The 6,525-nt window shown below is 67.1% G+C and carries 6 protein-coding genes; 3 read left to right on the forward strand and 3 right to left on the reverse strand.

Annotated elements, in window-relative coordinates; genetic code table 11:
- Nucleotides 1-2: 2 nt before the first annotated feature.
- Nucleotides 3-770, reverse strand: a complete 768-nt coding sequence (locus tag FFS27_RS01595; protein WP_003103688.1) for a ParA family protein — start codon at nt 768-770, stop codon at nt 3-5.
- 90 nt (nt 771-860) lie between these two features.
- Entirely contained in the window at nt 861-1,766 is a 906-nt protein-coding gene (locus FFS27_RS01600) for a LysR family transcriptional regulator (RefSeq protein ID WP_003095817.1), read from the reverse strand.
- 175 nt (nt 1,767-1,941) lie between these two features.
- Between FFS27_RS01600 and FFS27_RS01605 the strand changes: the two genes are divergently transcribed.
- Nucleotides 1,942-3,258, forward strand: coding sequence for an MFS transporter (locus tag FFS27_RS01605; RefSeq protein WP_003103690.1), 1,317 nt, complete (start codon nt 1,942-1,944; stop codon nt 3,256-3,258).
- Nucleotides 3,259-3,288: 30 nt separating this feature from the next.
- Here FFS27_RS01605 and FFS27_RS01610 read toward each other — a convergent pair whose 3' ends face one another.
- Nucleotides 3,289-4,215: an oxidoreductase gene (locus FFS27_RS01610; RefSeq protein ID WP_137951917.1), complete on the reverse strand. Its 927-nt coding sequence runs from the start codon at nt 4,213-4,215 to the stop codon at nt 3,289-3,291.
- Nucleotides 4,216-4,326: 111 nt separating this feature from the next.
- On the opposite strand from FFS27_RS01610, the gene FFS27_RS01615 reads away from it, so the two are divergent.
- Nucleotides 4,327-5,400, forward strand: coding sequence for an AraC family transcriptional regulator (locus FFS27_RS01615; RefSeq protein WP_021263522.1), 1,074 nt, complete (start codon nt 4,327-4,329; stop codon nt 5,398-5,400).
- 73 nt (nt 5,401-5,473) lie between these two features.
- Complete coding sequence (locus FFS27_RS01620) at nt 5,474-6,454, forward strand: hypothetical protein (protein ID WP_003114568.1); 981 nt, start codon at nt 5,474-5,476, stop codon at nt 6,452-6,454.
- Nucleotides 6,455-6,525 lie beyond the last annotated feature (71 nt).

Below are 6,525 nucleotides of genomic sequence, written 5' to 3' on the forward strand. Positions count from 1 at the left end.
GCTCAGCTTTCGAGCAGCCCGTGCAACTCGACGAACTGCTGGGTCAGCTTGTGCCGCGGTTCGAGGAAGATCAGCGGAGTGCAAGCCTGGTGCGACTCGCGCATCTTCACCGAACTCATCAGGTACACCGGCAGCACCGGCAGTTCCTCCGCCACCAGCTCGTCGAGCAGTTGCTGCGGCAGGCTGGCGCGCGGCTGGAACTGGTTGACCACGATGCCCTCGACCTGCAGGTCTTCGTTGTGGTCGTCGCGCAGTTCCTCGATCTCCTGGAGAAGGCCATACAGCGCCTGGCGGGAGAAGCTGTCGCAATCGAAGGGAATCAGGCAGCGATCGGCAGCGATCAGCGCAGATACCGTGTAGAAATTCAGTGCCGGCGGGGTATCCAGGTAGATCCGGTCGTAGTCTTCGTCCAGTTCGTCCAGCAATTTGCGCAGCTTGTTGATCTTGTGCTTCGACTCCAGCTTCGGCTGCAGGTCGGCCAGTTCGGGGCTGGAGGTGACGATGTGCAGGTTGTCGAACGGCGTCTCGTAGATCTCGACCCTGCCCTTCTTGCTGAAGGGCCCGGAAGACAAGGTCTGCTTGAAGAAGTCGGCGATCCCCACCGGCAGGTCCTCGCCGGTCAGTCCGGTCAGGTAGTGCGTGGAGTTGGCCTGGGCGTCCAGGTCCACCAGCAGGGTGCGATAGCCCTCCGCCGCGCTGACCGCCGCCAGGTTGCAGGCGATGCTGGACTTGCCTACCCCGCCTTTCTGATTGAACACCACGCGCCGCATGGGAAATCTCCGTGAGCCGAGCCTGATCCCGGATGATAGGCAAAGCCGCGGGCAAGCGCGAGCGCCGTCTCGGTCCTGACATAGAGCGGTTCAGCGCCGGCGCAGGCTGGCCGCCTCGCGGGTCACCAGGTCGATGAAGGACAGCGCCAGCGGCGAGCCCTCGTTCTGCCGGCGGACCAGCCATACCGCAGTCGTCGCCTCGGGATCGCTCAGGGTGCGGTAGACCACGCCGTCGACCCGGGTGCGGCGGAACGACGCCGGCAGGATCGACACCCCCAGTCCGGCCGAGACCAGGCCGATGATGGTCATCGCCTCGCTGGCCTCCTGGGCGATGCGCGGGCTGAAGCCGGCCTGTCGGGTCAGGGCGATGACCTGGTCGTAGAGCCCGGTGCCGTAGCTGCGCGGGAAGAACACGAAGGGCTCCTCGGCCAGGGCGGCGATGGCCAGGCCATCCTCGCTGCCGGCCGCCAGCGGATGGTCGGCCCGCAGCACCGCCACCAGCGGTTCGCGGAACAACTCCACCCAATGCACCGCATCCGGCAGCGCCAGCGGGCGGATCACGCCCACCTGCAGGCTTTCCTCGAGCAGCGCCTTGAGTACCTGGCGGCTGCTCATTTCCTGCAGGTCGAGGTGTACGTCCGGATAGGCCTTGCGGAAGGCATGGATGCTGCTGGGTATGGTCGAGGTGAAGGGTGCCGAGGAAGTGAAACCGATCTTCAGCTCGCCCAGTTCCCCCAGGTGGGCGCGACGCGCCAGCAGCACCGCCTTGTCTACCTGGGCCAGCACCTGGCGGGACTCGTCGAGGAACAGCCGGCCGGCGTCGGTGAGTTCGACGCGGCGGTTGGTGCGCTCGAACAGGCGCGCACCGATTTCCTCCTCCAGCGCCTGGATCTGCTGGCTCAACGGCGGCTGGGAGATCCCCAGGCGCTCGGCGGCGCGGCCGAAGTGCAGCTCCTCGGCGACGGCGATGAAATAGCGCAGGTGCCTGAGTTCCACACGGCCCCTCCAATTAGGTCTTTTTACATATCAATCGTGTCGATCAATATATTGGAAATCATATAAACCTATCTATATCCTTTGCCACATAACCTCCAACAACGACCCCTTGTCCCTGAAATCCAGGTGGCGCGGCCTCGTTGTGCCTGCTCGCCACCGTCCCCAGAGGTGCCCCGTGAGCAATCCGCAAGTCCGGCCACAGGCCGAAGAAGAACCCGCGTTAATCGAGGCGGCCCGCGAAGCAGCCAACGAGGTGCTGGAAGCCGCCACCGAAGTCGAACGCTATATCGAAAAAGGCACCCCGCAGTTCATGCGCACCTCCCTGGCGCTGTTCTCCGGCGGTTTCGCCACCTTTGCCCTGCTCTACTGCATCCAGCCGATGATGCCGGTGCTGTCCAAGGCGTTTTCCATCAGCGCCGCGGAAAGCAGCCTGGCATTGTCCGTCGCCACCGCCATGCTCGCCCTTGGCCTGCTGGTCACCGGCCCGATCTCCGACGCGATCGGCCGCAAGCCGGTGATGGTCGTCTCGCTGCTGGCCGCCGCGCTGTTCACCCTCGGCAGCGCGGTGATGCCCACCTGGCATGGCGTGCTGCTGATGCGCGCGCTGGTCGGGCTGTCCTTGAGCGGCCTGGCCGCGGTGGCGATGACCTATCTCAGCGAAGAGATCCATCCGCAGCACATCGGCTTGTCGATGGGCCTGTACATCGGCGGCAACGCCATCGGCGGGATGAGCGGACGCCTGATCAGCGGCGTCCTGGTCGATTTCATCTCCTGGCATGCCGCACTGGCGGTCCTCGGCGGCCTGGCCCTGGTCGCCGCGCTGGTGTTCTGGCGCGTGCTGCCCGAGTCGAAACACTTCCGGCCGGCACCGCTGAAGCCGGCGACCCTGCTCAACGGCTACCGCTTGCACTTCCGCGACGCCGGACTGCCCTGGCTGTTCCTGATCGGCTTCCTGCTGATGGGCAGCTTCGTCACCCTGTTCAACTACATCGGCTACCGCCTGCTGGCCGAGCCCTACCACATGAGCCAGGCGGTGGTCGGCGTGCTCTCGGTGGTTTACCTCTCGGGCATCTACAGCTCGGCCTGGGTCGGTTCGCTGGCCGACAAGCTGGGGCGACGCAAGGTGCTCTGGGCGGTCATCCTGCTGATGCTCGGCGGCCTGCTGCTGACCCTGTTCGAGCCGATCCCGCTGATGCTCGCCGGCCTGTTGCTGTTCACCTTCGGCTTCTTCGGCGCGCACTCGGTGGCGAGCAGCTGGATCGGGCGCCGCGCCCTGCGCGCCAAGGGCCAGGCCTCGTCGCTCTACCTGTTCAGCTACTACGTCGGCTCGAGCCTGGCCGGCACCCTCGGCGGGGTGTTCTGGCATTACTACGGCTGGAACGGCATCGGACTGTTCATCGGCTCGCTGCTGGTGGTCGCGGTATTGGTCTCGCTGCACCTGGCGCGCCTGCCGGCCCTGCCTGGCAACACTCTGGCGCAGGCCGCCCACTGAGTTCGAGGCGCCGGTCTCCCGGCGCCTTCACTACGACCAGAAGCGTACTCCGGTCAGTTCTTCCGATAGCGCCCACAGCCGCGCGGCCAGCCCCAGGTCGCGCGCATTCCGCGGAATCCGCGCCGCCGCCGGATAACCGCGGGTTTCCAGCCAGCGATCTGGGCCGACATAGGCGCCGCCATACCAGCGCTGTTCGGTCAGCGCGGAAAGTGCCGGCAGCGCCCCCATCTCCGCCGATTGCGCGAACGCTCCGTTGGCCACCTTCATCGCCCAGCGTCCCAGGCGCGAACCAGACATCGCCGGCGCCGCGTACTGCAGGTTGGTCGCCGCGTAGCCCGGATGCGCCGCCAGGCTCTGCAGAAGCACGCCCCGCTGGCCGGCGCGGCGCTGCAACTCCAGGCTGAACAGCAGATTGGCCTGCTTGCTGTGGCAATAGGCGAGATAGCGGTTGTAGCCGCGCTCGGCGTTGAGGTCGTCGAGCGGCAGCCGGCCGAACTGGTTGAAACCGCTGGTCATGCCCACCACCCTGGGCCGTGGAGCGGCCAGCAACGAGTCCAGCAGCAGTCCCGTAAGCGCGAAGTGGCCAAGGTGATTGGTGCCCATCTGCATCTCGAAACCGTCGCGGGTACGCCGCAGGGGCAGGAACATCACTCCGGCGTTGTTGAACAAGAGATCGAGGCGTTCGTGGCGCTGGCGGAAACCGGCGGCGCAGGCGCGGATCGAGGCGAGGTCGGCCAGGTCGAGATCGGCCAGCTCCAGGCGTGCCTGGGGATACTCGTCGAGGATCGCCCGCCGCGCCCGCTCCGCCTGTTCGCGATTGCGGCAGGCCATCACCACGGTCGCCCCTTTGCCGGCCAGCGTGCGCGCCGCCTGCCAACCCAGGCCGCTGTTGGCGCCGGTGACCAGCGCCAGGCGCCCGGCCAGTTGCGGAATGTTGCGTCGTACCCAGGGATGCATCGCTCGTTCTCCGCTTGACTGCGTTGCCGGGCAGTATCGCGGCGCCAGCCAATGCAGCGGCAGACGCGCTCGCGCCAGACTGCCGATCATTTCGGGCCAGGACACGCCAGCATGAGCCGCCGCACGGACTCCGACGCACCGACCATCACCGCCGCCTATCCGCGCCTGCTGCTCGGCCTGCTGGAGGAACGCGGCCTGGACGGACGCGCGCTGCTGCGGGAAATCGGTCTGTCGACGCTGCGACTGGAAGAGCCGGAAGCACGCGTAACATCGCAGCAGTACCAGGCGATCGCCGCCACGGCGCTCGCGCTGAGCGGCGACCCCGGCCTGGGCGCACAGCTCGCCTTGCGCACGCCTCCCACCGCCCATGGCAGCCTGGGCTACGCGATGATGGCCTCGGCGACGCTCGGCGATGCCTTGTGCCTGGCGCTGCGCTACATGCCGCTGCTGCAGGGCAACGTCGAAATCAGCCTGCTGCGCGAGGACGAGCAGGTGATCCTGCGCCTGCTGCCAGGCCCTGCGCTCCCGCCGGCGCTGCACCGGTACTTCAGCGAAGCCCTGCTGATCGGCCTGTATCGCTCCGGCGCCTGGCTGCTCGGCGAACCGGCCCTGGCCGGCAGGCTCGACTTCGACTATCCCGAACCTGCCGTGCCTGTGCCGCTGCCGCAGTGCCGCTACGACCAGGCCCACGTCCAGCTGGTGTTCCCCGCCATCCTGCTCGCCCGCTCGCTACCGATGGCCGATCCGGCTGCATTGCGCCGCGCCCGCGAACACTGCGAACGCGAACTGGCGCTGCTCGATGCCGGCCGCCGGGACATCTGCGCCCGCGTGCGGCTGGAGCTGGAACGCCAGGAACAGCGTTTCCCCAACCTGGAGGAAGTAGCCACGCGCCTGCACCTGTCCAGCCGCAGCCTCAAGCGGCATCTGCATGACGCCGGCACCAGCTTTCGCCAGTTGCTCGGCCAGGCTCGCCAGCGCCAGGCCTTGCGATTGCTGCGGCGTCCCGAGGTGTCGTTGCAGCGTATCGCCCTGTACCTGGGCTACAGCGATCCAACCAACTTCACCCGCGCCTTCAAGCGCTGGACCGGCGAGCCGCCGAGCGACACCCGCGCCCGCCTGCTGGGCGGGCAACCAGTTTCACGAACAAATGCCAAGCGCTCGACAAATCCCTCGCGTTTCCCTTGAGCGCGGCAAGCGCTGTCCTATGCTGCTGCGGCCGGCATCCGGCCGGCCTCGACAGCGATATGAAAGGGACTTTATGAAACCAGCGATCAAGCGCGCCTGCCTGCTCGGCACGGCACTGTTCTCCCTCTGCGCCAGCGCAGCCCAGGCGGCCGGCGTTCTGGTAGGAACCTGGGACCTGCGGGGCAACGGCCAGCTCGCCGCGGTCTACCGCGACGGCGCCAACCTGCAGGTGGTGGAAGGCGGCAGCACCCGCAACTACAGCTTCGGCAACGTGGTCTGGTCGGTCTTCGGCGCCACCGATACCGACGGCCAGCCCGGCGCGGAAATCCTGGTCAAGGCCGGTCCCGACCTGGTGATCGTCTCCCACGCCAGCACCACCCAGCGCAAGTACCCGGTAGGCAACGTCTCCTGGGCGATCATGCGTGCCACCGACGTCGACAACGTCGCCGGCGACGAAGTCATCCTCAGCATCGGCAACGGCGTGCGCACCGTATTCGATCGCACCCGTACGCAACGCGACGCCACCTTCAGCTACAACGGCACCTGGGGCCTGTTCGACGTCGCCGACGTGGACGGCGCGCCGGGCAAGGAACTGGTGCTGAACATGGGCAACGGCGTCAAGGTCATCGACCCGCGCACCAGTGGCGCCAAGGACTTCACCTTCAGCGGCTACCACGCGCTCGCACAGATCGCCGACCTCGACGGCCAGCCCGGCGCGGAGATCATCGGCCGCACCAGCACCGGCATCTACGTGATCAGCAACGCCAGTTCCCGCAAGGAATACAGCATCGGCGCCAGCGCCTGGGCACTCTATGGCGGCACCGCGGACACCGACGGCAAGCCGGGCAACGAGCTGATCGTGGTGATGCAGGGCAAGGTGCGGGTCATCCACCACGCCAGCGGTGCCAGCAGCGACTACCGCATCGGCGACGTCAACTACAGCATCGATTCGGTGGCCGACATGGATGGCCAGCCGGGCGCGGAAATCCTCGTGCGCGACGCCAACGGCAAGCTGTTCGTGATCAACGACCGCACCGGCAAGGTAAGCAGTTGAGCCGGGCGGGTTGCGTAGGGCGGGTACGCCACCGGCGCGACCCCGCCAAGCAACGCGCCGGTGGCGTACCC

The sequence above is a fragment of the Pseudomonas sp. 2VD genome (assembly GCF_005503585.1).
GTDB lineage: Bacteria > Pseudomonadota > Gammaproteobacteria > Pseudomonadales > Pseudomonadaceae > Pseudomonas > Pseudomonas aeruginosa.